This is a genomic window from Alcanivorax sp. MD8A, assembly GCF_002888555.1.
Lineage (GTDB): Bacteria > Pseudomonadota > Gammaproteobacteria > Pseudomonadales > Alcanivoracaceae > Alcanivorax.
Map to the genome: position 1 here is coordinate 169,872 of NZ_AQOQ01000002.1, position 26,968 is coordinate 196,839.

At 53.5% G+C, this 26,968-nt stretch carries 15 protein-coding genes; 11 read left to right on the plus strand and 4 right to left on the minus strand.

The annotated features are described in order from the left end of the window. Positions 1 to 2 precede the first annotated feature (2 nt). The 9 genes from A15D_RS01870 to A15D_RS01910 all read left to right on the plus strand — a co-directional run bounded on the left by A15D_RS01870 (position 3) and on the right by A15D_RS01910 (position 17,885). A complete protein-coding gene (locus A15D_RS01870) occupies positions 3 to 497 on the plus strand; it encodes a hypothetical protein (RefSeq protein ID WP_146026828.1) in 495 nt (164 codons plus the stop codon). 20 nt (positions 498 to 517) lie between these two features. Further along, positions 518 to 1,018 (plus strand): hypothetical protein, encoded by a 501-nt coding sequence (locus A15D_RS01875; RefSeq protein WP_102790524.1) that lies wholly within the window; start codon positions 518 to 520, stop codon positions 1,016 to 1,018. Positions 1,019 to 1,026: 8 nt separating this feature from the next. Further along, on the plus strand, positions 1,027 to 4,131 hold the full coding sequence (locus A15D_RS01880) for a DEAD/DEAH box helicase (RefSeq protein WP_102790525.1): 3,105 nt from the start codon (positions 1,027 to 1,029) through the stop codon (positions 4,129 to 4,131). Between the two features lie 183 nt (positions 4,132 to 4,314). After that, positions 4,315 to 5,895: a MotA/TolQ/ExbB proton channel family protein gene (locus tag A15D_RS01885; protein WP_102790526.1), complete on the plus strand. Its 1,581-nt coding sequence runs from the start codon at positions 4,315 to 4,317 to the stop codon at positions 5,893 to 5,895. Positions 5,896 to 5,906: 11 nt separating this feature from the next. After that, positions 5,907 to 6,614 (plus strand): OmpA family protein, encoded by a 708-nt coding sequence (locus A15D_RS01890; protein WP_102790527.1) that lies wholly within the window; start codon positions 5,907 to 5,909, stop codon positions 6,612 to 6,614. Then, a complete protein-coding gene (locus A15D_RS01895) occupies positions 6,611 to 7,711 on the plus strand; it encodes an HNH endonuclease (RefSeq protein ID WP_102790528.1) in 1,101 nt (366 codons plus the stop codon). The genes A15D_RS01890 and A15D_RS01895 overlap by 4 nt, the downstream gene beginning before the upstream one ends. Before the next feature lie 80 nt (positions 7,712 to 7,791). Then, on the plus strand, positions 7,792 to 14,205 hold the full coding sequence (locus A15D_RS01900) for a DEAD/DEAH box helicase (RefSeq protein WP_102790529.1): 6,414 nt from the start codon (positions 7,792 to 7,794) through the stop codon (positions 14,203 to 14,205). Position 14,206: 1 nt separating this feature from the next. After that, positions 14,207 to 16,318, plus strand: a complete 2,112-nt coding sequence (locus A15D_RS01905; RefSeq protein ID WP_102790530.1) for a UvrD-helicase domain-containing protein — start codon at positions 14,207 to 14,209, stop codon at positions 16,316 to 16,318. A 169-nt stretch (positions 16,319 to 16,487) separates the two neighbouring features. Further along, positions 16,488 to 17,885, plus strand: a complete 1,398-nt coding sequence (locus tag A15D_RS01910; protein WP_102790531.1) for a hypothetical protein — start codon at positions 16,488 to 16,490, stop codon at positions 17,883 to 17,885. Between the two features lie 131 nt (positions 17,886 to 18,016). On the opposite strand, the gene A15D_RS01915 is transcribed toward A15D_RS01910, so the two are convergent. Beyond that, complete coding sequence (locus A15D_RS01915; protein WP_102790532.1) at positions 18,017 to 19,717, minus strand: MBL fold metallo-hydrolase; 1,701 nt, start codon at positions 19,715 to 19,717, stop codon at positions 18,017 to 18,019. A gap of 78 nt (positions 19,718 to 19,795) precedes the next feature. Further along, on the minus strand, positions 19,796 to 20,866 hold the full coding sequence (locus tag A15D_RS01920) for a helix-turn-helix transcriptional regulator (protein WP_102790533.1): 1,071 nt from the start codon (positions 20,864 to 20,866) through the stop codon (positions 19,796 to 19,798). Between the two features lie 331 nt (positions 20,867 to 21,197). Here A15D_RS01920 and A15D_RS01925 point away from each other — a divergent pair, with 331 nt between their 5' ends. Both A15D_RS01925 and A15D_RS01930 read left to right on the plus strand, forming a co-directional pair. Next, positions 21,198 to 21,377, plus strand: coding sequence for a YhfG family protein (locus A15D_RS01925; RefSeq protein ID WP_102790534.1), 180 nt, complete (start codon positions 21,198 to 21,200; stop codon positions 21,375 to 21,377). A gap of 1 nt (position 21,378) precedes the next feature. Next, positions 21,379 to 21,978, plus strand: a complete 600-nt coding sequence (locus tag A15D_RS01930; protein WP_102790535.1) for a putative adenosine monophosphate-protein transferase Fic — start codon at positions 21,379 to 21,381, stop codon at positions 21,976 to 21,978. 162 nt (positions 21,979 to 22,140) lie between these two features. On the opposite strand, the gene A15D_RS01935 is transcribed toward A15D_RS01930, so the two are convergent. Further along, on the minus strand, positions 22,141 to 23,256 hold the full coding sequence (locus tag A15D_RS01935; RefSeq protein WP_102790536.1) for a Wadjet anti-phage system protein JetD domain-containing protein: 1,116 nt from the start codon (positions 23,254 to 23,256) through the stop codon (positions 22,141 to 22,143). Further along, on the minus strand, positions 23,253 to 26,906 hold the full coding sequence (locus A15D_RS01940; RefSeq protein WP_102790537.1) for an ATP-binding protein: 3,654 nt from the start codon (positions 26,904 to 26,906) through the stop codon (positions 23,253 to 23,255). Before A15D_RS01940 ends, A15D_RS01935 begins: the two co-directional genes overlap by 4 nt. Positions 26,907 to 26,968: the final 62 nt, after the last annotated feature.

The window sequence follows — 26,968 nt, forward strand, 5'->3', positions numbered from 1 at the left end:
GCGTGGCTTATAGAGTTCCAACAAAAGCAATAACCTTTATGGTTCACACAGCGAACCTGGCTGGAAAATATGGACTAAAAAAAGCTGCAACAAAAGCTGCTGTGAAAGTGAATCCTGCCTTTATGGTGATAGAGGCAGCTATATCGGTTGCGGATGCTGTTAATTCATATCTTAAACTCAAGAATGCGCGTGCTCGTCGCGACGGGCTTCGGGGTTTTATTCCTTTGGAAAGCGAGAGGTTGCGGCTCGAGCGTGAAGAGTTGCTTGAGCAGATATCTCTCGCTCAAGAGCAGATTGGCGACAAAGTAGAAATTCAGAAAAGACTTGCGTTGTTGGCATTGGCTTGTGGGAAAGTAGTGCGGTCTTCATGGGATGAGTTGTACGCCATTAGGAAGGCAGATTTGCCAGATTTTCAGCAGTTCGACGATAAGCTGGCAGATCTGGAAAATGTTTGGGTAGATTTTAAGCGTGCTCTGTACAACTTTTATCAATCATGACTTTTGATAATGAGGGATTTATGACTGTTGATGGGAAAAATATAAAATTGCCAAAGGGTATTAAGATGCCTTCATCCGTCTCTTCAGGTGGTGAGATTTCTTCGACTGTTCAAGCGGAGACGATAAAAACGAGACGAGCGGAAATCGATGCTGGCGCCAGGGTCGAATCCGCAAAACTGGCAGTGGCCCAGGAGGCCATAAAAATGGTTTCGACCTTTCTGGAAACAGCACAGTCATTTAATAAATATAAGTCTACCGTTGCAGAGTGGCAGGGTCGAATTACACAGGGTGAGTTGGCTGTCGAAAAAGCCAGGATTGAGCTTGCCATTTCCACTGATCAAGGTGATGTGAAGAGGGAGGAGCTGGCTCTTGATAGAGCTGTTGTTTCCAAGTTGCTTGAGCTGTTTGATGAAATTTTTTCTGAGATAAAGTCTGGGGATTCGGGCTTGGCGGAGAAGGCTGAAACCAGAAAATTCCTGCTCGAACTGTCAGATAGAATGGTTCTTCTAAGAAAGAAATAGGGGGGCGTGTGATTGTTACTTTAGCCGTTATTGCAGGTATTAGCCTTACGGCAACCGCGATAAGTTGGTGGAATGGGCGGCGTACGGCTGAGGTCGAAGCTGAAATCGAGCGTCTTGAGAATGAGCTTGAGTCTATTTATGCAGCTGATGCGAAAGAGCGCAGGGCTCTAATTGTCAGGTATCTTGAGTCTCTCGATTCGCTGATCAGCCTGGAGCTAGCGTCGCGCGACGCAATCGCTACCGAGCTGACAACCAGTCACGCCAAAGCAAAGAAAATATTAAAGTCACGGTTTGGATCAAAGGAGAAGGATTCATTTCTGCAGCTTGTCCTTGAGCTGGAGCTCGCTTTAAGTCGAATTAATGCTGAGAGATCCTACCTTCAATATTTGCAAAGATCTGTTGAAGCGGGAAAGACTGGGGACATGAAAGATTTGCCAACGCCTGCCTCTCTTGCTTTACCAATAGATTATCCGAAGGAAGGAGGGCTTGTTCATTTTGATACAAAGCCGCCGGCGTTGTTATACGGATACAAGATTGAGGTGCAAGATTGGTCTGAAGAACTTGGCGGCCGATCCTTTCTACATTGTGTGGACCACAATAGAATGAGAGCGAAGCTCTCAGTGTCACGCGCGGCTTTGCTTGAGGCGGATCTCACTGAGGGTGGAGGTGTGATGCTGGCAAAAGTCAGTGCAAGACGACACGATGGTGTTCATCTGGAGTACTTGGGAAATCATCTTGTTTTGCCATATGAGTCGCGCGATTTGGCTTCGTATACTCCGGAAACCATTGTGGAAGTATATCCCGAGCTATGGACGATTGAGGAAATATCGAGGTCTGGACCTGATAATCCCCTTTCTGTACGTACTAACCCGCGTATTGAAGGGAGTAACGGAATTTGGTCACCAATATTGTTGTCAGTAGAAGAAGATAAACTTCCCTCGCTTATAAAGGCATATGAGACTATTGGAAACGCTTCTGGTCAGGCTGGGTGGAGATTACATCTTACAGATAATCGTATTTGCTTCACATTATCTGAAGTTACTCTGGTTACGATCCCGGATCACGAGTCTAGCTCATTTATTCTTGATGAGGTGCGGTTCGGTTCAATTAATCCTGAGGTGTCTTTACGGTTTGATGCTGAATTTTTTGCCTATATTCCTGGATCGGACGATCAGCCAACCAACAACGACAAATCTTTGTTTGTTCCCTTTTTGCGTGCCATACATTCGGAGATTGGTAGTCAGAAGAACATGTTGATACAGCGCAAAACTGCGCTTCGGCTCAGAAATCTGTCGCTGATTTATCAGGATCAGGAAGATTTCCTACAATCGGATACTTCTGTTGACTTCGTGAAATTATGGATTGAGCACGGCGGACGTAAAGTTGCCGGGTTGCTTTCTGTTAGTGAAATCCCAGACTGGGTCGATCAGTTGGCGTCTGCGCGTTATGGAGGACGAGCCAGAGCAGTTGGAAATTCTGTTATTTGGGACCTGCGGAAATTTGAATGGATAGATCGCGAGCTGGGCACTTGTCGGATTGAGGTGGATGTATCGGAAGAGGCCACGATAAAGGATATAAATCCCTCAGGCATCACTCGGATTGAACTTTCCGGCGAGGGGTCTCAGCAGCAGACCCTTTCCCGGTCACTAGAATCCGCTATTTTGGGTAAATATACATCAGGTGCTGTTCATTCAACCCTGATGGGCCTGGCTGGTGAGCCGGTCGAGAATGTCAACCTCGGGCGTGACCAGGTTGAAGCAGTTCTGCTTTCTGATGAGCCTGTGGTGGCAGTATGGGGGCCGCCAGGTACAGGTAAAACAACATTGCTAGTCAGCTGGCTGGCTACACTCTTTCCACAAGATCGTAAAGAAACATGGCCCAGCATTCTTGTCACAGCACCGACGCATGTCGCTGTAACCAAGTTGGTCTCTGATCTTCTCGAAAAGCTTCCTTTCCTGGCTGAAGAAGTGGTCAGGTATGGTGCTTCAGATAGGGTTCTTGGAACATCACTCGAAGGAGTCTGGCATGAAAATCTCGTGTCAAGTCTGTATGAGGATAGAGAGCTGCCTGAAGAGTTGATGTCCTCAGCACAAAGATGGAAGTCGTTACTTCAGACCCGTAAGGGCAGAGAGGCCGCGACCAAGTGGTTAATTGGATCCCGTCGCATCCACGCTGTGACCTGTGTCGGAATGGCGCGCAAAGATTATGGGCTTTCGTCTCGCTCCTTCGATATTGCTATTGTCGATGAGGCCGGGAAGGCCTTTGGGGCTGAGTTATTGATTCCAGCATCTGTTGCTCGTCGGGTAATTATGGTGGGGGATCATAACCAGCTTCCTCCAACCGTTACCTCTGAAATGCTGAATGAAGATGTTGGCTATAGATTACCATTGAATGAGGTTGAGACGTTGTTGCGGGAAAATATGTTCAAAACAATATTTGATCAACTTCCTTCCTCTTCAAAGGGAATGCTTACTCGTCAGTATAGAATGCATAAAGACATTGGAGATATTGTCAGTGCTTTGTTCTATGAGGGCCGCCTTGAGTCGGCGCGATCTGGCGGGAATTGGGATGCCACTTCCAAGCGAGTTGTATTTGTCGATTTCAGCAAGGTCAAGAGCTATAAGCATCGCAGGAGTGCTGGTTCTTCATCGATTGAAAATGCTACGGAGCGAGCGGCATTGCGATCACTTCTCAAGCGTATGTCGGTTTCGTCAGCTAACAAATCTGGCATTTTGGTGGTGTGTCCTTACGAATCTCAACGGAGTCTCGTTTCGGAGGAGATCGCAGCCGCAGGTTATAACCTGAATATTAGCGTTTCTACTGTGGATGCGGTTCAAGGTGGTGAAGCAGATATTGTACTGCTGCTAATGACAAGAAGTGGCGGACGAACCGAATTCCTGCTGGATAAACACCGGCTGAATGTCGCTCTTTCCAGGGCCAGAGAGTCAGTGTTGATTCTTGGGCATGCAGGTTGTTTATGCAAAACAAATGAGAGTCCAATGTCCAGGCTCTTATCGCTTGGTATGCATCACGGAACCTTGGAAGTTGTTGAGCTTAGTGAAAAAGCGAACTTCCGGAGAGATTTGTCAGATAAATTGGTGAGTTTGTCATGATGTCATATCTGATCTTCCGTGAAGTCAAGTCTGATATTAACTGGGTAGGGGATGCCATAAGGGATTAGATTGGAAGCGGTATGGGATAAGTTTTTCAAAAATCTAGTCTGAATGTATATCAAAATTTGGGTCTCTGGTTTGCTGGTGCTAGTGATTTATCTTGTTCTATGAGGGTGGGGCTTCATGTTTTCTTCTCCAATTGAGTTTGCCATTACGTCCATCGGGGCAGGGTTGCTTACCGAAATTTTCATCGCTGTATTGGTTGTTGTTTTTGGTATGGCCGTCGTGTGGAAGCGGGGTAACCAGCATCACGGGTTTACCCAGTATGCGCCCACGCTAATGACCACGCTGGGCATTCTGGGCACCTTCACCGGTATTGTGGCCGGGTTGCTGGACTTCGATGTGAAAAACATCGATGGCAGCATCGAGTCGCTCCTTGCCGGGATGAAGACCGCCTTCCTGACTAGCCTGGTGGGTATGCTGCTGGCACTGATTTACAAGGTGCTGATTACCATTGGCTGGCTGAGCGTGAAGGATGATTCGGTCATCGATGAAGACAGTATCGGTATCGCCGAGTTGTATGGCGTCATGAAAGATCAGCGTGACGGTATTGTGTCCCTGAAAGAAGCCATTGGTAGTGGTGACGAGTCATCGCTCACGGGGCAAATGAAGCTTCTCCGCTCTGACACCAACGACAACTTCAAGCAGCACCAGAAATCCTTTGAGGAATTCGAGTCCCGATTGTGGATCAAGCTGCAGGACTTCGCCGACATGCTCTCCAAGTCGGCTACGGAGCAAGTGATTGAGGCCCTGAAACAGGTCATTGTGGATTTCAACAATAACCTGACCGAGCAGTTTGGTGAGAACTTCAAGCAGCTCAATGAGGCCGTTTTCAAGCTGGTGGAGTGGCAGGAGAAGTACAAGGAGCAGATCGCCCAGATGGTGGAGCAGTATGCCCAGGGTGTGACTGCCATTGGGCAGACCGAAGCGTCCGTGAATGCCATCGCCAGCGATACCCAGAAAATCCCGGAATCCCTCGCGGTACTGCGCAATGTGCTTGAGGTAAACCAGCACCAGATTGAGGAGCTGGACCGCCATCTGGAATCCTTCGCCCAGATGCGGGACAAGGCCGTGGAAGCGGTGCCCCAGATTCAGGAGCAAATCGACGCCACCCTCAAGGGGGTGACGGAGGCGTCCACGCAGATTTCCAGTGGCTTGCAGGAAGCCGGTGAGAAGCTGCAGTCAGCCATCGTGCAGGGAGCCCAGGAGTTTGTTGATAACAGTGCCCGCGTCAATCAGTCACTGCAGGGAAGTTCTGATGTGATCGCCAAGAACAGTGAAGAGGTGAAGCAGCAGTTCTCTGATCTGGTCACCGAGCTGAACAGCAACTTCCGAAACCTGATGGCGGAAATCACCACCCAGAATGGCGAGCTCGGCAAGCAGTTCAAGGAGGCAGGGAAGAAACTGACCAGTGAACTGGGTAACGCCCAGCGGGAGTTCCAGGCCAATCTGGAACGCATGGCAGAAAAACAGAGCGATGAGGCGCAACGGGTGTTCACCAGTTTGCGCAAGTCCGTTGAAGACGCACTTTCAGATACAAAGGACGCACTTACCAAGCAGGTCGGTGTCCTTGACTCTCAACTTGAAAGTGAACTTAGCCGAGTCATGTCTGAGATGGGTAGAGCATTGGCTTCAATATCCGGCCAGTTCACCACTGATTATGAAAAGCTGGTTCGCGCCATGCGTGCAGTAACCAATACCTGAGGTGGTGAACCATGTCTGACTTGTTCAATACCCGGGCAGCGGAACAGGAAGAACACCATTGGCTATCCGTATCGGATTTGATGGCGGGGCTGATGGTGGTGTTCCTGTTTATTGCCATTGCCCTGATGCGAAACACCCTGGAAGAGCAGCGCAAGGTGAAGGAAATTGCGGTGGCCTATCAGGAGACTCAGGTGGCCATCTATGATGCCCTCATTGGCGAGTTTGAGAAGGATCTGGAGACCTGGAATGCTCATATTGACCGGGATACGCTCACCTTTACCTTCAATTCGCCAGATATCCTGTTCGAGCAAGGCAAGGAAGCCATCAACTGGCGCTACCGAAAGCTGCTCTCGGATTTTTTCCCTCGTTACATCACCGTGCTGGACAGGTTCAACAAGGAAATTGATGAAGTCCGCATTGAAGGCCATACCAGCAGTGTCTGGAATCGCCACGTCAGTGCCTCGGATGCCTACTTCCTGAACATGCAGCTCTCCCAGGGACGAACCCGTAATGTGCTGGAATATGTGTACGGCCTGGACGAAGTGGCGCCCTATCAGAAGTGGCTGAAGGCTCATGTGGCAGCGGTCGGTTTCTCTTCCTCTCGCCCGATTGTGAACGATCAAGGCAATGAGGATGGCCGTTCCAGCCGACGGGTGACCTTTCGGGTAATTACCAACGCGGAAATCAAGATCAAGCAGATCCTGGAAACCGTGCAATGAAGATCCGCACGGACTTTGGGCTTCTCTGGCAGTCGGTGAAGCAGATGGGGGCCGAGGAGCGGGATTTTTCGTTCGAGGTCTCCTCGAGAGAAGAGATGGATATTGATATTGAGCTGGAGCGTGGTGTTGAGATCGCTCTGGACGATCTCGAATCCACCGGGGGCTTGCTTTCGTATAAGGGAAGGCAGGTTCTTCTGTATATTCCCGATCATGGCAGCTGGGTGCAGTCTGTCATCGATGGTAAAAATCAGGGAAATCGATTTCACGTTGGGGATTGCACAAAACTCGATGAAATGCGCCAAAAGGGAAAGTTTGACCGTTATACGGTAACGACTGATCTGAGCGGTGTGTTCAGGATTTCCGGCCAGAGTAATGTCTCATCCCACATTGAGCATGATGCAGAGCTGAAAGTCTGCAAGCTTTGTCTGAGGATGCTGAATTACCGGGGATATGATACCGGCCCATTGGCCAAGAAAGTTATCTTTGAAGAATTCTCCATATCCGATTTCTTTGCCACCTATAGCACACAATTTCGTTTTCTCCCCAAGCAGTTGCTTGATCGTCGATCCGGGTACTCAGATGAATGGGCTGAAATATCGAGAAGGTACCGGGAATCAAGGAGCTGGATTTGTGAGTGTTGCGGTATTGATCTGGCTGGGAATAAGAATCTTCTCCACTGCCATCATGTCAGTGGCAACAAGAGAGATAACCGCGACGACAATTTAATGGCTTTATGTGCGGACTGTCACAGCAAGCAGCCTGACCATGAAAAAATGTATGTCAGGAAGTCTGAGATGACTGAGATACAGCGGCTACGAAGACGTCAGGGGATTTTGGATGTTTTGCCAGGTTGGGATGCTGTGCTTGAGTATATCGACTCTGCCTACGAAGGCGTCGCAAGGAAGATCATGAAGACCTCTCGGTCGCTTCCTGCCGTTGGTGAAGATATTGAAAATAGCAAGGGTGAAATCGTGTTAACCCCTGAGCTTTCCTGGCCTGCCCAACGGTTTGCCATCGTCGACAACGAAGAGCAACTCGATACGCTCACTCAGGTTGGTTGGCGAGCAATGACAATGGAGCAGGTGCTGAAAAGTTGAGGGCAAAGGACCTATTTTCAATTAATGAGTTATGTGAATGCTCCTTGCCAGGCTACAACGGATACTAACAAGGATAAAATATGATTCCCGGCTTGTTGGCCAGTGAAGTCGCTGCGGCGCTGAAAGAATTCATCGTTACCGGTTACGAGACCGAGACAGCCCCGTTCAACGGGGAGTTTCGGCGGCTGGTGGAAGAGCAGCAGGGTGGCGAAGCCTTTATCAAGGGGCCCTATGTGCAGGTGGGCTTGCCGTTCCTCTCTGGAACCAGTGGCAGGGATTTCTTCACTGGTTTCAATACGGATTTTCCTCCTTATGCGCATCAGGAGCAGGCCTGGAAGCGGCTGGCATCGGATCGTAAGGGCGGCAACACACTGGTGGCCACCGGCACTGGCTCAGGTAAGACCGAGTGTTTCCTGTACCCCATCCTAGATCACTGTCAGCGAGACGACGGCAAGGGCATCAAGGCCATTGTGATTTACCCGATGAACGCACTGGCCAGCGACCAGGCCAAGCGTTTTGCGGAGGTGATTCATGAGCAGGCGGCCTTGAAGGGCCTGCGGGTGGGGCTTTTTGTGGGGGGCGATGGCCAGGGCTCCAAGGCCATGAGCAAGGATCAGGTGATTACCGACAAGGAAACCCTGCGCACCAACCCGCCGGATGTTCTGCTTACCAACTACAAGATGCTCGACTACCTGCTGATGCGCCCCAAGGATCAGGCGTTGTGGGCGCACAATGGGCCTGACACCTTGCGCTATCTGGTGGTGGACGAGCTGCATACCTTTGATGGCGCCCAGGGCACAGACCTTTCACTTCTGATCCGGCGTCTGCGTGCCCGCCTTGGCATGGCACCTGACAAACTGTTGTGCGTGGGTACCTCGGCTACCCTGGGCGGGGAAGATAGTCTCAATGCCCTGCTGGGCTATGCCTCTGACATCTTCTCCAGCCGTTTCAATCGCGATGCGGTGGTGGCTGAGCAGCGCAAGTCGGATTCCGACTTTCTCGACAATATCGGCTTTCTGATTCTTAACCGTGAAATTGGGCCGGAAGCACTGATTGAGGCCCAGCAGCAAGGACTCGAACAATACCTGGGCAAGGCCTACGACCTGTATTTCAGCAAGGAGCCGGATGCCCCGCTGAAGGAGAAGGCGGGCCGGATTGCCCTTGGCAGGGAGCTGAAGCAGCATGGCCAGCTGGCCAATCTGTTGCGCCAGCTCAAGTCTGGCCCGACGCCCACCTTTTCTGATCTGGTACAACGGCTTGCAGGCCAGATTCCTCCCCAGTTCGCCAAACAACCCGAGCAGGCCCTGATTGCCCTGTTATCGCTGATGGCCCATGCCCGCGCGGAAACCGGCCAGCCCTTTGTGCAGTTGCGCTTGCAGCTCTGGTCCCGGGAGCTGCGCCGTATCGTTGGCGCTCTCAGAGAGCCTTCCCGTACGGAGATGGCTGATGGAGAGGGAGATGTATCGGCAACGGGTGCTCTGCCTTTATTGTCGTTCGGTGATGACCAGCCGCCGAAGGATCAGCAGCATATCCGGCTGCCGCTGGTGCAGTGTCGGGAGTGTCACGGCACGGCCTGGCTGACGCGGATGGAGGCCGGGCATCCTGCTGACCAGATGATCGAGACAGATCTTGGCAAGATCTACCCTTCATTCTTCAGTAACCACCATGAAACCAGCCTGCTGATGCCCTGGCAGGATGGTGCCGTTTCGCAGAGTGGTTTTCACCTTGAGCATTTCAAGGTGTGCCGGGAATGCGGCAAGACGGCAGCAATGGATTATGCCGGTGACTGCAAGAGCTGCCAGGCGGGCAATGATGCCCTGGTGCGGGTCAGCAAGCCTTACATGCTCAAGGAAACCCAACAGGCCAATGTAAAACGCATCATCCATGAGCGGCATTGCCCCTGGTGTTCGGCCCGCTCTTCTCTCGTGGTATTCGGGGCCCGGGCTGCCAGTCTGAGTGCGGTTGCCATTCACCAGTTATTCAGCAGCCGCGACAACGATGATCGCAAGCTGCTGACATTTAGCGACTCGGTACAGGATGCGACCCACCGGGCCGGTTTTTTTGCCGCCCGTACCTGGCACAACAATGTACGCATGGCCCTGTCGCAGCTGCTGCAGGATGAGCCGGGGGCATTGTCGCTGTTGTCTTTGCCCGAGCGGTTCGAGGCCTACTGGCTCGCGTACGAGGGCCGTAATGGCCGGTTGTCGATTGACAAATACCTGCGTGAATTCATGCCGCCGGAAAAACGCTTCTTCAAGGATTTTGAGCATTTCGAGCTGACCGGGGAAGTACGTAACCCGGCGCCGCTGCTCAAACTGATCCGTGAGCGGATGCTGTGGCAGTTGCTGGAAGATCTGGGCTGGCGTTCCCAGGTGGGGCGTTCGCTGAATCGCCTGGGGATTGCGGCCATTCAGTGGCCACAGGAGACGGTGGCCCAGGTGGCCAAAAGCTGGGCCGAGACTGTGGATAACACCCTTGGCTATCGTATCAGTGGTGAGACGGCGGGCAAGTTCATGCACGGCCTGGTTCAGCATCTGGTCTCCGTGGGGGCGTTTGGGATGGACTACCTGCGTCTGTACCGTGAGAAGGCGGGCAGGGCGTACATGCTGAATCTGCTTGGTTTCGTGCCCAACTACGGCCCGGGCTCCCCGCGGCCGAAGTTTCCTTCGCTTAAGAATGGCGAAGGCTATGAACTGCTGGCCCAGAACTCGGGGACTCAGACCTGGTATGAGCGCTGGCTGCATTGCCTGAATCCGGATTCCCTGGTGGATCGCAAGCAGTTGGAGCATGTGCTGGTTGCCGCCTTTGAGGCGCTTTGTCAGTCAGGCTTGCTGGTTGAGGAGCTGAATGAACGGTGTGCTCGGGTGTGGATGCTTAATCCCGAGAGTCTGTCGCTGACGACGGATGTTCATGGTGTGGAGTGTCCGGGGTATCGCCCAATGCATGTGCCTGCCGAACAGGTGCAAGCCTGGATCAACTTGCCAATGATCAGCGCGGCCAGCCCTTCGCTCGTCTATGAACACGGCGTTCCTGTAAGGGAGTCGCTCTATCGCAATTTGTATCGCCATGGAGAAATCCATCGCGTGATTGCCCATGAGCATACCGGGCTGTTGGCGCCCGGCGAGCGAGACCGGGTGGAAAAGAGTTTCATCAAGGGAGAAAAGCCCTGGGAATATAACCTGCTTTCCGCTACGCCAACCCTGGAGATGGGTATCGATATTGGTGATCTCTCCAGTGTGTTGTTGTGCTCGGTACCTCCGGCGCAGGCCAACTACCTGCAACGGGTTGGTCGGGGGGGGCGCCGTGACGGGAACTCTTTCGTGCTCACTGTGGCAAACGGGCGCCCCCATGACCTGGTGTTCTATGCCGACCCGGGACGAATGCTGGATACCCCTGTAGAACCACCTGCGGTGTTTCTCAAGGCGCGCCATGTGCTGCGCCGTCAACTGCTGGCTTATACCATGGACTGCTGGACGCACCAGTCGAAAGGCGACAACCAAGTACCCAAGACCATGCAGCCAGTGCTGGATGCGGTGGAGAAGACCCAGGAGGACCGTTTCCCCTATACCCTGCTGAACTATCTGAAGCACAACATGCAGGAGATCTGGGACGGCTTCAGTGCGCATGTGGCATCAGAGCTGGAAGGGGATGATCTGGAGCTGCTTCGTCAGTATCTGTTTGGTGGCCCTGAGCACAAGGATGATCACTTGCAGCTGTATGTGGTGGGTCGACTCAAGGTGGTGACAGATGAGCGCCAGCAAATGACCGCCACTATCAAGGAGCTGGACAAGCTGCTCGAAAAGCTCAAAAAACGTCCCCAGGATGACAGCACCCGGGCCGAGATTGCCGAGCTTGAGAGGGAGGCTGCGGGTTATCGCAGTATGCGTATCCGCCTTAATCGTCGGGAAACCCTGAATTTCCTCACCGATGAAGGCTTGTTGCCCAATTATGCCTTCCCTGAAGAGGGCACGACGCTACACTCCGTTATTTTTCGCTCAGAGAAGGGCGGCGCGGGTGAGGGGCTTCAACAGGAGTTCATCAAGCGGGAGTACGAGTACCAGCGCCCGGCCCAGGCGGCCTTGAGTGAGCTGGCACCGGAGTCCGTGTTCTATGCCGGCAACCGCAAGGTAAAGATCTCGCGGGTAGAAACCGCCAAGGGACGTAATATCCAGGACTGGCGGTTCTGCCCTCGCTGTCACTATTCCGCTCCAGCCGATGTGCCTGGCTCCGGTTTCCAGGACAAGAGTTGTCCTCGCTGTCATACCCACCAGTGGGGCGACGAGAGTGCCCGCACCAAGATGTTGAAGATGACCCAGGTGTATGCCTTTACCAATGCGAAGGATGCGCAGCTGGATGACAACTCGGATGATCGCGAGCCGGCCTTCTTCAACAAGCAGATGCTGATTGATTTCAAACCGGAGGATGTCCAGATCACCTGGGTGCTGGATGACGATGATCGTCCCTTTGGTTTCGAGTTTATTCGTTCAGCCAATTTCCTGGAGGTGAATTTCGGTCGCCGCCAGGGGGAGGAAATGCACTTTGATGTGGCAGGTCAGCAGCTGCAGCGGACCGGGTTCCCGGTGTGTCGTGAATGCGGGTCTGTGCAAAGCCAGAAGGCCGCGTCAGGCAAAGCGCAAGCGGAGCATCTCAAGAGCTGCAGTTTCTCCAAGGGGCCCAAGCCCCTGCCAGGCGGCAAGGAAGACTCCGGGATCGAGAACTGTCTTTACCTGTACAGGAACTTTTCCTCAGAGGGGCTGCGTATCCTGCTGCCCCGTCTATCTACCGGTGGAACCGAGGAGCAGGTGAACTCCTTTGTGGCTGCGCTGCAACTGGGGCTCAAGCGCAAATTCGGTGGCAAGGTCGATCATCTGCGGGTGGCACAACAGAGCGAGCCCATTGGCGAAACGGATGAGCGTCGCTATTTCGTGGTCCTGTACGACTCTGTTCCGGGGGGTACCGGCTATCTTCACGAATTGCTGAGCAATGTGGAGAACATGCAGTCGGTCTTCAAAATGGCCTATGAGGTGATGGCCGGCTGCGATTGCTATGACAACACCATGGATGGTTGTTACCGCTGCCTGCTTGAGTATCGCAATGCCTATGGGATGGAGAGCACCAGCAAGGCGCTGGCGCTGGAGATGCTCAAGGATATCGTCGAGGGGCAACATCAATGGGTTGAGGGTGAGCAATCCCTGAGTGCGCTGGCGGGTAACCCCTGGATGGACAGCGAGCTGGAAGCCCGTTTTCCGGAAGCGCTTGCCCGCTTCTCGGGGCAGTCATGTGTGGATAGCCAGAAGGTGCGCGTCAATCAGGATGTGGTGCATGGCAAGCATGGCTATCGGCTGACTATTGGAGAGAGGGCTTATGTAATTGAGCCTCAGGTCGATCTGGGAATGGCACAGGGCGTCCAGTTTTCCAGCAGGCCGGATTTCGTGCTGTGGCCTGCGGCCACGGGCTTGAAGCCGGTCGCCATTTTCCTCGACGGCTATCAATACCATGCCGGAAAGGTTCAGGAGGATTTGCTGAAGCGGCAAAGCCTGATGCATGCAGGCTTTGTAGTGTGGTCGCTCAACTGGTATGACGTGAATCAGGTGATGGGTGACAAGGCCTGTGATGTGCCGTTGCCGAGCGGGATGACTTCGCCTCAATGCAACCATGCTGCCATCACTGCCTTGGCCAAGGCAGCTAAAGAGGATCATCTTGGTGAACACCTGGGCAAGACCAGCTTTGAGTTGCTGATGGTTTTCCTGGCTCGACAGGATTCGCTATCCCTTGCGAAACAGGCCTTGCTGTTTGTGTTGCAGTGTCTGCCGTCAGGGTCGATAACCAATCCTGCGACCCGGGAGGAGATTACTGATCGTTTGCATGGTCTCCCGGCCTCCTACACAGACCGCAAACCCGACCCCATTGCGTTGGCTGGTGCCGTCTCAATCGAGGATGACAAGAGCGATGCCGTTTTGGCGTTGGACTTTGTCGCGGGGAAGGAATTGTTGACCCGGGTGGATCTGGATCAGGCGATGGTGAGTGTTTGTTACCATCGTGGGACATCCAGCGATGAACTGGCCCGCTATCAATGGCAGCGGCTATGGATGCTAGTGAACTGGATCCAGTTTTTACCTGTTACTTATACCTGGACACCGCAATCGAAGAGCGAGGGTTCCGCTGCGGGCCTGTTGTGGGCGGAGCCTGAGGATGCCCAAGCGGAAGACACATCTTCACCTGAATGGTATGAAGACCTGGAGGCGGAAGTGCTTGAGCAGCTTGATGGCGTTTCTGTGACTTGGCCGGAAGTGCCGCTGGTAGGGGACGATATCCTGAATGCCAACGGTGAGGTTATCGGTATTGCTGAGCTGATTTTTGAAGAAGCCAGGATTGCTCTGCTGCTTGATGACCAGGTTGCGTTGAAGCCAGAACTTGAGGCCGATGGTTGGTCTGTCTACACCGAAATCGATGCGTTGGTGGCTGCCATCAACAAGCAGGAACAGGGAGTTTGAGATGGCGATCGTTGCATTTTCCGATAAATATTTTAACAGCCTGTCCAAGTTGACCCCGAACGAGCAGAGCCAGGCCAACAAGGCTGTCATGCTTTTTCAGAATGATCCCTGGCATGGTGGTTTGCATTACGAAAAATTGACCGCATTCAGGGATGACAAGCTGCGTTCCATCAGGGTTAACCAGGATGTGCGTATTATCCTCGCCGCGGCAGAAAAGGAAGATCTCTACCTGATGCTGCATGTGGATCATCACGACGATGCCTACAACTGGGCATCCAAGCGAAAGGTGGAAATTAACCCAAATACCGGGACCCTGCAGGTCTACACGGCAGAGGAAAACGCAGCCAAACAAGCCGATGTCGCGAAAGGAATGCCGGATCGACCTGGCCTGTTTGATGCGATTCGGGACCGGCAACTGTTGCAGCTTGGTGTCCCTGAAGATGCGTTGCCATTGGTGCGGGAAATGAAGATAGAGGCGCATCTGGAATCGGCCAAGGTAAACGAGCAGCTTCCAGAAGATGCCTATGAGGGGCTTTTCCTGTTGATGGCAGGAGCCAGCTTTGAAGAGGCGTATAATGAAGTGGTTCCGGCGGCGCCAGAGACGGTGGATACCAGTGACTTTACGGCGGCATTGGCACGCCCGGAAACGCAGGCGCATTTTGCCGTCGCTGATAATGAAGAAGAACTAAAGACTGTATTGAATCAGTCCATTGAGAAATGGCGTGTCTTCCTTCATCCCGCCCAGCGGCGGCTGGTTGAGGGAAAGAAGAATGGTGCCGTGCGGGTGCTGGGCGGAGCGGGTACCGGTAAAACCGTGGTCGCCATGCATAGGGCTAAATGGCTGGCAGACCATGTGGCCTCTGCAGGCTCGAAGATCCTCTTCACCACCTTTACACGTAATCTGGCAACGGATATTCAGCAGAACCTGAACAAGATTTGCAGCCAGGATGAGCTGGAGCGGATCGAGGTCATGAACCTGGATGCCTGGGTGATGGGGTTCCTGAAGAAGCGCGGCTATGACTATGGGCTGCTGATGGACAGCCGGCAGGAAAGGCAGCTCTGGACCCAGGCTTATTCAGAAAAGCCAGCGGGTATCGATCTGAGTATGGCCTTCTTTCAGGAGGAATGGGCCAGGGTGATACAGCCACAATCCATATCCAGTGTGGATGAGTACAAGAAAGCGTCACGCCTGGGTCGGGGGACTCGATTGAATCGCAAGCAGCGGATCGAGATCTGGCCTGTTTTTGAGCGATTCCGTCATCTTCTGGCCAGCAATCACCTAAAGGAAACGGATGATGCCTATCGCGATGCCCGCGAGTTGCTGGAGGCAAACCCGGAGCTCCGCCCGAATATCTGTTCTGTGGTTGTCGATGAAGCCCAGGATATGGGCACCCAGGCATTCCTGTTGCTACGTGCGTTAGTGCCGAAAGGGGAAAACGATATCTTCATCGTTGGTGATGGTCATCAGCGGATTTATGGCAAGAACAAGGTGGTTCTGGGGCAGTGTGGCATTGATATCCGGGGGCGGAGTGCAAGGCTGAAAGTGAATTACCGCACAACCGATGAAACACGAAAATTGGCGGTAAGTATTCTCGAGAATGTAGAGGTGGATGACCTGGATGGAGGGGAAGACACTCATCGTTTCTACCACTCCTTGATGCATGGCCCTGCCCCGGTGGTTCAGTGCTTTGATTCCATTGATCAGCAGGTCGGCGCGATTCTGGGCGCGATCAAGGAGCACAGTCTCGCTCCCGAGGCGTGTTGCGTTATCGCTCGTACGCGTAAAGAGCTCGCCAGTTTGCAGGCTACTCTTGAAGGCAAGAACCAGCTTTGTCACACCCTTGACGGACGAAGCTCAAGCACTCCTGAAGGCTCGATCAATCTGGCGACCATGCACAGGGTCAAGGGTCTGGAGTTCGATGCGGTTTTTCTCGCTTCTGCCAACAAGGGCTTGGTTCCCCTGGATTTCGTGGTCAATTCAGCTGCGGATGTTGTCACACGAAGACAGTTGGAGAATGAAGAGCGGGCGCTGGTGTATGTAAGTCTGACCCGGGCGAGGAAGCTGGCTTATGTGTTTGGGTATGGGGTGATGAGTGAGTGGTTTGGGGTTTAAAAGAAGAGTTATCGAATCGGAAGAAATGATACGAAAATGGAATTCGACTTTTCAATATAGGGTGGTCTGGCCAAACCAAATTGTTCAGTTTGTCAGCATGTCATGCTTAAGGCTGCTTAAAAGTGTGAAGATTCTTAAAATAATAAATTAAAAATATTTGGAGGCAAGGATGCGAGATAGATTGATTCAGACATCACCATCAGGTGAAGTCACTTCATGGGTGAGAAAGAACCTCATCGAGGTAGAGAAAAAGGAAGAACACCTTGAGGCCGTATTGGCTGAGCATTGGGATTTGCTGTGCCTTGAGGACGTGGGGGTATTCACCAAGAATGTTCATGTTGTTCGACAGGCGAGCGCCAAAGATATTACCGGTGCTCAAAAATATCCGGATATTTTGTTTTTGACAGATTCCGGGCATGTCGGGGTGGTTGAGGTAAAGCGATACTCAAACCCTGAGCTTGCTGGAAGAAAGGTGGTTTCCCAAATTCTTGATTATGGCGCCACAATTACGACTCTGCCTGAGCCAGACCAGGTTAGACTTTTCAGAGGCCCCGGATCGGTTGCATTGTCCTTCGAGGAGTTGGTTGGGGAGGTTTTCTCTGACTGTCGAAATGCTAGTGCCTTGGCGGCAAGATTGGCCCGCCAATTAAAGTATGGGCAGCTTCATTACATCATTGCCTGCGATCGCGCCCCGGATGGGTTGTCGGCATGGATAAAGTCGATTAGTCAAAGTGATGCAACTGACTTTTCGGTCTCTGTTGTAGAGGTCTCCCCCTATCAAAGAGAAGAAGGAGAGGGTGGCATCATTTGGTTTTCGGCACCTAAGATAAAGACAGAAACCATACAGAGAACCACCATCTGCTTTGATGTCGACTCTTCAGGAAATCGCGTAAATGTATTTTTGAATAGCGAAGTGACTGAGGAAGGCGTCGATGTGCTCAGCGGTGGGGATGATGAGAAAAGGATTACAAATTTTGATCGATTTCAGTCAGCGGAGCAATCTTTAAGTAGTGTTGTTTCCTGGGGTGACCATGACCTTTACTCGATTCTTAAAGGGCTTCACAACGAAGTCATACATGAGAATTGGGATTGGGTTTATGACGGGTTCTCGGAATCAGAACATGTGTGTTTTCTGCGTGGAAAGCGCAGCCCTGGGTTTGTCGAAGGAAGGTATGGTGTTAACTGGCTTAAGCCGTGGCGGCCTAGCCTGTTCGCCGGCGTTTACTTCTATGGCTGGGATCATGGCTTAGAGACGAGTGAAGAAGCGGGCGACTTTGCGATCATTCTTGATGTCGATACTAAATGGGGTCGCGATAGTGGATTCTATGATTCGGCACAATTTCAAGATCTAATGAATAGGCTGGGGTCTCTCAACGATTGGAAATTCGAAAAAACACAAAATCGATACCATCCAATCATGATAAGAAAGCCGATGTCCAAGGCGTTCCAAGGTGTGAGCTCTGTGGAGGGGGTGAAGCAGCGATGGCTGGATCTGGCAAAAGATGGTTTGAATCAGATGCTTTCTGGTGGGGAGTTGGTGGGGTTTAGGCAAAGTATCAATGAATGATTCTGTGGTCGCAAGAGAGGTTAGCTGATATTTGCACATATGACTGGTTTAATCAGGCTCGATGTGGCAGACACATTCTGAAGAGCCTTTTTCCTTATTTTTCAGAATGAGTCTGCCCGATATTGCTTGAATTACTCGGCTTGATTTTCGATATGTTTTTTCAAATCAGGTCGTTGCTTAAAGATAGCTAATAATTGTTCGAGATCTTCGTCTTCGTAGTTATTTGCCTCTGGTTCTAGTGATATCCAACCGGATTCCTCTCCGGGTAGCTGTATGTCCAAGTCCATGCCAAGCTCTGCTGATTTCGAGAAAAGAGCATCTCTCAACGCATACCTGTTTCTGTCATCTCCGTGTTGAAGAAAAATGGTGTCTCCGGCGGGCAAGTAGCCCTTTTTTGCATTGCATAGCACCCAATTCAAAAGATCTTCCTGGTCTCCGTGGGCTGAATAACCTTTGATTTCCTCGATGTTCGCCATGATATCGGCGATAGCGATGCTTTGCTTGCTATTCGGCCAATGGATTATGTTGCTATTCATTCTCCTGTCAGGGATTGGAAGGCCCCGAATGGATAAAAGCTTCCCGCAAATGGTGTTTGCTCCGCAAAATCCCGTCGTTGCCACAATGTTGTTTTTGTTAGTTAACAACATCGGAAGCCAGTAAGCAGCGCGACCAGCGTCACCGTTTCCGGACCCTGTTACAATGACGGTCGGACGGTTAGAGGAGGCTGCTTCCTCCCGCGAGGGAATTCTCCGGGATATAATGGGCTTCCAGTTGTGGGCAATCTGGTTGCCTTCCAGCAACCCCTCCCACTTACTGTTGTCTTTATAGAGGCTGATGGCATCCATGGCCTTTACTGCCTCCTTAAGATGGTCCGGGTGGTTGTTGGTAAGTCCCAAAAGGTCGAACACTTGTTTGCCGAGCCACATAGGCCTCGTCTTCTTGGGGTTGCTCTCCGTTTTCGACCAGAATCTGCGTGTTTCATCCAGAATTTCACGACCGAGCGGGAAGTCATAGTAAAAGTCGACTTGCTCATAGCGTCCAGGATCTTCAGCAACGATGGCATGCAAGTCGAACAGGACATCCTGGCTTCGTCCTAGAGCGAAAGCGGGAATGAGGAGTGTTCCCTGAGAGTGGAGGATATTGTCAATGAGAGACTTTAGATGGTCTCTACGAATGCTTGGAGCTTTATCTGAGGAGCTGCGGTTTGTGGATCCATAAGTGGATTCCATGACGGCATAATTATGATGGCCTGGATTCATTGTATGGCGAATGGCAGGTAGTACTTCATTATCTTGAGGCTGAGGTCCAATATCGCCTGAAAAAACGATGCTTCTTTGTTCTGGTGACATCGGCCTTCCCCAGTGAATGCTGACCGATACCGCGCCAAGTATATGGCCGCTTCTCTGATACTGGACAAAAAGGTCTTGGTCTACGGGGTGGTAGCCCCCCAGAAGAGGTTCTTTTTTAAAATGACACCATTCAATTCTGTCTATATTTTCCTGATTGAATAAATCAGGGCTCAAATGCATTGAATTTTGATACTGAATATTGGCGATTTCCGCTGTTTCTTCGGTGCAGTAAACCTTTCCAGAAAAACCAGATTCGTAGAGTGAAGGGATGAGCCCGCTGTGGTCCATATGTGCGTGAGTGAGCACAATAAATTGAATCTCAGCCGGGTCGAATGGCCACTCTTGGTGATTCCACTGATCCGCAGTAATTTCACCCTGCTGCATTCCGCAGTCGATTAAGAAGCTCCAGCCTTTCTCATTGTCACGCATCCAGGTGCAGGATCCCGTTACTTTTCCCAATGGTCCAATGAATTTGATTTCCATAGTGATTTCCTTATTTCATCGAGAGTTCAATCAAAATTATGAACACCTCATTCAGATAGACTTAGAAAATAGGCCGCTTTATGACTCGCGACATTCAGCGGCTTTCAGATTCTGGCGTCGGTGCTCGTATACTTCTTTTACCTCTTCGATGCAGTCCATTAGTTCGCTTAGTTTCGGTAGCCCTTTGTTTTCTGATGATCCGATCTTTCTAAATAGCGGTTTATCTTTGAGCTCAAGGGCTACGGCAATGCGATGGCCCCAAGAGCTCGGGAATGGGGCGATGGAAAGATCATCGGTATGGACACGAGTGATAGAAATATGCGCATTGCAGAAAGGTTGTTTCAGCATCAGGTCTAATGAAATTCCGCCCTCAGTGGAGAAGGCGTTTACTGTGCACTCAGGCATGTTTCGGCAAAGGGAAACAATGAACCAAAGAACCAGGGTTTCGTCCTGAAGAAACACGGTTTTAGCGGGACCAACTTCTTCATGTACCCTAAGGCTTACCATGAATTGGGTTTGCTCACCGATGTGTTTGCCGTTGTCATAAAACTCAGGGTAGAAACTGGACAAGATTCTTCGGATGTCTCGCCCCAATGCGTGCTTCGGCCATTGCGTCATGGGCCGCCAGACATAACCAGTGGCCTGACTGTAATGAAGCTCTTTCAGCACAAACTCTACGAATTGTTCGCCACTGTTGCGGATAGGGATTTGGAGAGCGCCTTCTTTACTGTCTGGCGAAATAGACCAAGAGGGGATGGGGCCGGTAGGAAACTCTGGTAGGCCGCCCCCTGTCATGTCCTCGACTGGAAAGGGGCGCTCGCAGTCAATGTAATCCTTAATGAAGGGAACGACTTCGAAGTCCTTGTTGAAAAGGTGTCGCTGAGGTTTGCCTTCGTCGATACCCGGGTGCTGCACTTCACAAAAGAAAGGTGAGAACAATTCCGCTCTTTCCAACCCCTGCAGGTGCTTCACCGTAACGCCCAGAAACTTAGCTATCTTCTCTGCGGTTGTCTTAAGACACGTTCCCCGTTTCTCGAGTTGATTATAGGCCCTACGAGAGATCCCTACATTTTCTGCAACCGCTTCCTGAGATAGGCTGCCCCGTGTTTCTTTGAGGATGGTTGTGTCGAGTTCGATGTCCCTGGCCATTGTTTTCCCCTGTCCTAGTGAGTTGATGAGCGGAGTATCTGCTGCACATACATCACACGCAAGATCGCATATGTGATGTATGATGTCTTGTGGTTGGATTTTATGCAGGGCTGCTGGACTGTTATTGGGTGCTTAGTGGTTCCACGCTTTAGTTGCTAGCCTGCTGGCGATGGTGTGTTGGTTGGGCTGGTTTCGCCTGCGGGCATACCCGAAAGGGCGCAGAGGGTTCCTTCAGGTGTTGTGGGCTGAGGCATTGGGGGTGGTTAAAATCTGGCCAGATTTCTTGCCATTTGTTATAATAAACAGACATTTACCTGCTAATGGGTGTGTCATGTCGTCTCCTTCTGTTCAGGCCAAAAAGGCCTACTTTGCCAAGGTGCGGAAAGCCAACTATTCGGCGAGCCTGCGCCTGGAGGGCTTTGTGGTGCAGAAGGATGGGGCTGTGAAGAAGCATGCTTCCCGCGAGGCCGCAGTGATTGCTCATACACGTCAGGTGAAAACGAAAGCCTGAGATGGATAAATACGGGGTGGGCCAGGACAGTTACTGTTACCCCGATACTGAGGTGCTGAAAAACCGCCTCAACATTGAAGATGACGAAGCCCTTTCTGAGGCAGAGCGGGAAATCACCGAGCTTGCCGCTGAAGACATCGAGTTTGAACCCCCTCCCTACGATCTTGCTACCCTCCAACGTATCCACCGACAGTTATTTGCCGATATTTATGACTGGGCCGGAGATATCCGTACCGTAGATGTCTCCAAGGGGGATACGCGTTTCTGTACGACCCAACGCATTGTTCCTGAAGCTGAGAAACTTTTTGACCAACTGGCGGGTAAGGTCTGGTTCGAAGGTTTACCCCGTCATGTGTTTATTGATGGGCTTGCTGAGCTTTACGGCGAGCTGAACATGGTGCACCCGTTTCGAGAGGGTAATGGTCGGGCACTGCGTCTGTTGTTTGAGTTCATCATTGTGAATGCGGGTTATGAAATCAGCTGGAGCGGGGTGGATGAAGACGAGTGGCTTGAGGCGAATATTCTTTCTGCGTTGGCGGCTGATGCTTCTGGATTGCGGGCCATTTTCGAGAAGTGCGTTGGTGGTTTGATCGAGGGGTGATTATTTGTGGGAGCGGTGATTCCGGCGCCATGGGTTTTGGCCTCGCTGGGGCTCGGATCGCGGTGGAACCACCGCTCCTACAAAACATTTCCGTGATGAGTGGTTCGTCCAACAAGAGAGGCTCCTGCGGTTGGCGGAGATTGGCGCACGCCAATTTCCGCCCTACGGGATGTGAATGGCTTCCTGGTCCAGGGCGTTGTTGGTTTGTCTGAGGGCGGGGAGCAGGGTGGTGTCGGTGTAGGGGCAGCCGGTGGTGCCGGGGTCGGTTTGGGCGGTTTTGCCGGTTTGTTGTGGGGTGTGGCCGCCGCCGGTGTTGAGGAGTTCCAGCATGGGTTGATAGCCCGGTTGCCAGGCTTGCAGGTTGGGCAGGCTGTTTCTTAATGCTTTCAATATTCCCATGCCTGCAAAGTCCAGGTCACCCCAAAAATAGCAGGGCAGATCTTCGCTGAGCCAGTGCTGTTGGAACAGTCCGGGGGCGCTGCCGGGGAGGAAGGCGAAGCGGGTGTGTTCGCTGCTCAGGCGGGTGGCGCTGGCGCGGAAGCCGCCGCTGTAGAGCAGGGCGTAGTCTTCGGGTGGGTTTTCTACCAGGCGCAGGAAGCTGTCCTGGTTTTCGACGATAAGCAGTTTGCTGAAGCCGGGTGGCGCCCAGGCGGTAAGGAGCAGTGGCCGGGGTTTGATACCGTTGGCGTTGTCGCCGTAGAGTTTGAGCAGCAGGTCAAAACGGTTATCCAGCGCCTTTGAGTCGCCGTTGAAGCAGCGGGCGGCGATTTCTCTGAGGGTCAGGTTTTGGTTCAGGTACGCCTCCACGTTGGCGAAGGCACTGACGATCTCTGCCGGGGTGAGGCCGGGAATCTGTGGTTTTTGATTCAGCAGGGCTTCGCCGTTGTCGGTGAAAGTGGTGGTGTGTTGGTTGATGGCCTGTAGCCATGCCTCTACCACCGGGTCTCGCTTGGGGCGGTTCAGCCACTCTCTTAATAGCGGTTCGCAGGCTGGATTCAGGCGGCACTGGGCGTTTTCGTAGGGTTCCTGAAACGCGCTGCGTTTTTTGTCGAGAACAATCTCGAAGATACCGTGGTCGCGGGCGATTTGTTGCAGCAGTTGCCAGCGGCCTTGGGTGTCTTCGTTGAAGTCGTAGAGTGCTGGCAGGGTGCTTTTCTTGATGCGGCGGGTGATGGCGCGCTGCGATGGTTCGCCATCACGGTTATCCTGCTTGTCCAGAAACCAGCCTAGCCACTTGGCCAGCCAGGGCTCGTCCTTGAGCCAGATGGGCGTGGTCATGGGCTGATCTCATCCATAAAGTCCAGCGCCCCCTGCTGGCGAATCACTCTTCTGTGCTGTTCCCACAGTTCGCTGATGCGTTGCTGGTTGAGTTGTTGTCTGTCTACCAGTACCCGGGTATTGAGTTCGCCCACGGCCATGGGGCTGGGGACTTTGCTGAATACGAACTGGTTGCTGATCAGGTCCAGGAAGGGGCCGGCTTTGCTGGTGGGCATGATGAAGATGAGCTGTAGCCCCAGGGTGTTGGTGAGGTAGTTGATGACGCTCTTGGAGCGGCTTTCGTCCATGTGCATGAAGGCTTCGTCGACGATGACCATGCGCAGGTGGCTGTCGCCTTCGTTGAAGCGGAACGCGCTGGTGATGGCGGCGGCGCGGATGATGTAGGCCGGGGTTTCCAGCTGCCCGCCGGAGCCGGTGCCGTACTGGCTGAGGCTGATGGGCTGTTTGCCCTGCGGGTGTTTGAGGATGTCGTACTGGCGGTAGCGGCGGTAGTCGCTGATGCGTTCCAGTTCGCGCAGGGCCTGTTGTTCGTCGCCGTCCAGCAGCAGGTTAAGCAGGCGATCGCGTACCGCTTCGGCCTTGGCTGACAGGGGGGTGTCGAACAGGCTGGTGCCGTCGCCCAGGTTGGGAATGTCGATGACTTCCTTGAAGAAGTTCCAGTATTCCTTGTATTCCGGGATCCACTGCCAGTCGAATTCAAAGCGCTCGCGGTCGGCACCGAACTGGTGGTGTTCCAGTTCGCTGTTCAAACTTTTGAGAATACGCTCGCCGTCGTTGATGGCCTGATGGATCTGGCTGCACAGGTCGCTGACGAAGGTGGTGTTGAAGGTGTCGCGCAGGCTGGTGAGTTTTTCCTGCTTTTCCAGCAGCACGTTATTGCGCAGGCGGTTGTGTAGATTATCCAATTGCTGGTGCAGGCTTTGCACGTGGCCGAAGAACGGCGCGCTGTGCAGGGCGTCTGCGCTGTCGGCCAGGATCTGGTCGGCGGGCTGGGCCTGCTGGTTGTACTGGTTGAGGGTTTTCTCCAGCGCCACGGCGGTTTTGGTGAGCTGCTCGGTGAGCGCGGTTTCTTCGGCGATAAAGTCGATGTCGCCGTGGGCGTTTTGCAGGCGCTCGTCCATGGCGGCGATGCGCGGTTCCACATCGAGCCCCGGCCAGTATTTTGTGCAGCGGTGCAGGTTGGCTTCGGCTTCGTCCTGCTTTTCCTGAAACTGTTCGCTCTGGTCGGCCAGGGTGGTGATGGTCTTGCTGCAGGCGCTGAGTTTTTCGCTGAGCTTGCCGTTCTCTTCGGTGAGCTGCTTCTGTTTGGCTTCCAGTTCCTGATGCAGGGTTTTGGCCTGTTGCTGCTTTTCTTCCAGCTCTTCGTGATCGCTGAGGTCCAGGGTGGCCAGGGCCTTTTCGGTTTCCTGTAGCTGGCGCTGGGCATCGAGTAGTTGCGTGGCGGCGCTGACCCAGTTAAGAGGTTGGAAGAGTTTTACCTGGTCATACAGGTTTTTGACTGAGCGATAATCGTCGGCGGCGCGCTGGTAGTTTTCCTGCAGTTCCATGAGGGCGTTGCGCTGGGCATGCAGGTTGCGTTCGCGGGCGGCTTCGCCGAATACCAGATCGCTGTCCGGCAGGTCGCAGCGGAACATGGCGTAACCGCCGGAGCCGAGGCCATCGGCGGTGATGCCGCGGCGGGTGGAGCGCAAGGCTTCTGCGTCTTCCACACACACCACGCTGCCGTAGGAGGCTTTTAGGTAGTGCTCGGCGGTGCGGTGGCTGAAGCGCAGGGCGTGGAACAGGGAGTCGTCTGGCAGCTGCACCCGTTCTGCATCGCGGCGGGCCTGTTCGCCCTGAATCACGCGGGCGCGGTTGCGTTGTTTGCCGGCAAGGTGGCGGACGATGCGGATGGCTTCGGCTTCATGGTTGGGTTCCACCAGAATGCCGAAGCGGGCGCCGCCGATGTAGCCTTCGATGGCCATCTGCCAATCCGGGTCCTGCACTTCCACGTGATCGCACAACACGCGCGGTTCTGCCTGGGGGCATTCCTGGCGGATGGCGTGGATGGCGATCTCCACATCCTGCGGGTAGTTCACCCGTTTGGATTCCAGGTTGCGGATCTGTTGTTCGATTTTCTTTTGTTGCTGGTCGAGGGTTTCCAGGGCCTGGCCGCGCTTGCTGACGATGCGGTCCAGCCGTTGCGCCACGGAGAGCGCTTCCTGGCCGGGTTTGTCTTCCCGTTCGCTGTGCAGTTGTTCGGCCAGTTGGTTGTGCAGCTGTTGTTCGCTGCGCACCCGGGTGAGGCCGTCTTCCAGCGGGGACAGGTCGATCCAGTCCCGGGCCAGCATCTGGTTGAGATCGGGCAGGGCGTTGCTCTGTTCGGCGAGCAGCGCCTTGCTGGTGCTGCGCCAGTGTTTGCTGGCGAAGCTGGGCAGTTCCAGTTCGATGCTGTGGCGGGCCAGCAGGCTCTGGATGTTGCGCAGGGCTTCCAGGTTTTTGTTGCGTTGCTGGTCCTGTTCCAGCAGTGGACGGGCGCCTTGCTGGAGTTGCTGGGTCAGGTCGGCCAGCTGCTTTTCCAGTTGCTGTTTGTCGCGCAGGGCCGGGATGCCGAGGATGCGCGCCTGAAGTTCCACCAGTTCTGCGTGTGCCTGGTCGAGGCGCTGCTGTACCTGTTCGGCTTCTTCGCGGTTGCCTTCCTGTTGCTGGCGCAGGCTGTTCTGTTCTTCTTTCTTTTCCAGATACTGTTTCTGGTTGCGCTGGAACTGTTGAGCGGCAGCGCCGTAGGCCTGGGTGGTGCGTTCTAGCCAGGTGTCCAGGTAGGTGTCGGTGTGGCTTTGCGCCTGGGCGAGCAGGTTCACGTTCTGCTGCAGTTGTTCGGCTTCTTCGGCCATGCCGTGGACGGTGCGCATGAGGTCGCGGATGCGGCGCAGGGTGTCGCCCATGTCGTGGGGCTCGAGCACTTCGCTGGCGACAAACTGGTTGATGGATTCCACCGGTTTGTAGGCCATGAAACGGGCGAAGGTACGGGCGGCGTTCTTGGCTTCCTGTTGGGAGACCGCATCGCGTTTGCCGCGCAGGGCGCCGTACAGGCGCGCCAGGTATTGGCCCTTCTTGTCGTAGGTTTCCACGTTTTTCTTGCCGAACTGCTGGCGCAGCTGGTTGGCGATCTCGGTGATCGGCACCGTGGCTTTTTCGCCGCCGTATTCGCGTACGAAATGGGACAGGTTGAGCATTTCGCCGGGGACGATCATCAGCAGCAGTTCCTGCTGCCGGGCCTGGCTGGTGCTGCCGGCTTTATCCAGGTGGGCGCGCACGCCGATGACGGCGGTGAAGGGTTCGGCGGTTTCGCCCTTGGTGGGGTGGAAGACGCCGGCGATGTAGCCATCGCTGTCGTAGGGGCGGGCGTAGGCGCCGTCGTCACAGCCGAGCACGTAGGAGGCCAGGGTACGCACCTGTTTGCCGCCGCGACCGCGCTGGGTGGTTTCGTCCTGCCCCGGGTTGTAGTTGAACAGGTTGTCGTGGGCGGCGGTCATCAGGGTTTGCAGGGCGTCGGCGGCGGTGGTCTTGCCGGAGCCGTTGCCGCCGGAGAACAGGTTCACCGGGCCGTATTCCAGTTCGCCGGGAGGCAGGTTGCCCCAGTTCACGGTGATGGAGCGTTTTAAATACATGGGTGGACCTGTTTGCGGTTTTTGGTAAGAGCGTCGCTGGCGGCGCGATTTTGGGCGTTGGG

Excerpts from the sequence above, each read along its gene's own strand:
- A15D_RS01900 (WP_102790529.1), top strand. The coding sequence starts at position 7,792 with ATGATTCCCGGCTTGTTGGCCAGTGAAGTCGCTGCGGCGCTGAAAGAA.
- A15D_RS01895 (WP_102790528.1), top strand. The coding sequence starts at position 6,611 with ATGAAGATCCGCACGGACTTTGGGCTTCTCTGGCAGTCGGTGAAGCAG.
- A15D_RS01890 (WP_102790527.1), top strand. The coding sequence starts at position 5,907 with ATGTCTGACTTGTTCAATACCCGGGCAGCGGAACAGGAAGAACACCAT.
- A15D_RS01885 (WP_102790526.1), top strand. The coding sequence starts at position 4,315 with ATGTTTTCTTCTCCAATTGAGTTTGCCATTACGTCCATCGGGGCAGGG.
- A15D_RS01940 (WP_102790537.1), bottom strand. The coding sequence starts at position 26,906 with ATGTATTTAAAACGCTCCATCACCGTGAACTGGGGCAACCTGCCTCCC.
- A15D_RS01905 (WP_102790530.1), top strand. The coding sequence starts at position 14,207 with ATGGCGATCGTTGCATTTTCCGATAAATATTTTAACAGCCTGTCCAAG.
- A15D_RS01935 (WP_102790536.1), bottom strand. The coding sequence starts at position 23,256 with ATGACCACGCCCATCTGGCTCAAGGACGAGCCCTGGCTGGCCAAGTGG.
- A15D_RS01910 (WP_102790531.1), top strand. The coding sequence starts at position 16,488 with ATGCGAGATAGATTGATTCAGACATCACCATCAGGTGAAGTCACTTCA.
- A15D_RS01915 (WP_102790532.1), bottom strand. The coding sequence starts at position 19,717 with ATGGAAATCAAATTCATTGGACCATTGGGAAAAGTAACGGGATCCTGC.
- A15D_RS01920 (WP_102790533.1), bottom strand. The coding sequence starts at position 20,866 with ATGGCCAGGGACATCGAACTCGACACAACCATCCTCAAAGAAACACGG.
- A15D_RS01925 (WP_102790534.1), top strand. The coding sequence starts at position 21,198 with ATGTCGTCTCCTTCTGTTCAGGCCAAAAAGGCCTACTTTGCCAAGGTG.
- A15D_RS01875 (WP_102790524.1), top strand. The coding sequence starts at position 518 with ATGACTGTTGATGGGAAAAATATAAAATTGCCAAAGGGTATTAAGATG.
- A15D_RS01930 (WP_102790535.1), top strand. The coding sequence starts at position 21,379 with ATGGATAAATACGGGGTGGGCCAGGACAGTTACTGTTACCCCGATACT.